At 62.4% G+C, this 671-nt stretch carries 1 pseudogene; it reads right to left on the bottom strand.

Annotated elements, in window-relative coordinates:
* Positions 1-24: 24 nt before the first annotated feature.
* A pseudogene (locus B2V21_RS16730) lies at positions 25-671 on the bottom strand (glutamate--tRNA ligase); the annotation flags it as partial.

The following is a 671-nucleotide window of genomic DNA, read 5'->3' as shown; positions in this document are numbered from 1 at the left end:
CAGCGGCGCGAGCCGCGTCGGGGGTCAGGCGATCGCGGCCAGGAGCTTTTCCCATTCCTTGTTTTCTTTCTTGGAAACACCGCCGAGCAGATCGAGGGCCTGGCGCAGGCGGAAGCGGGTCAGGTCGGGGCCGAGGATTTCCATGGCGTCCAGGACCGACACCGAACTGGCTTGCCCGGTGATCGCGGCAAACATCAGAGGCATGGCGTCACGCAGCTTCAGGCCGAGCGACTCGACCACGGCCTGGATGGTTGCAGTGATGCGCTCCTTGTCCCACTGGCGCAGGCTCTCCAGCTTCCAGAGGATCAACTGCATCAGTTGCCGCACCTGGTCGGCAGAAAGCTTCTTGCTTTCGAACAGACGGGGATCCAGCTGCAGGCCGCCGGCGAAGAAGAAGCCGCCCAGCGGAACGATCTGACTGAAGGTCTCTACCCTGCCCTGCACGTGCGGCGCGATCTTCATCATGTAGTCGGGATTGAACGCCCACTGCTGCACTCGTGCGGCGAACTCCTGTACCGGCAGCTCGCGCAACCACTGACCGTTGAGCCACGAGAGCTTCTCGATATCGAAGATCGGACCGCCTAGGGAAACGCGGGAGAGATCGAAGTGCTCGACCATTTCGGCAAGGGAGAACTTCTCGCGTTCGTCAGGCATCGACCAGCCCATGCGGC

The sequence above is a fragment of the Pseudomonas sp. UBA6276 genome (genome assembly GCF_002438365.1).
Taxonomy (GTDB): domain Bacteria; phylum Pseudomonadota; class Gammaproteobacteria; order Pseudomonadales; family Pseudomonadaceae; genus Aquipseudomonas; species Aquipseudomonas coleopterorum.
This window is presented reverse-complemented; position numbering and strand designations above follow the sequence as displayed.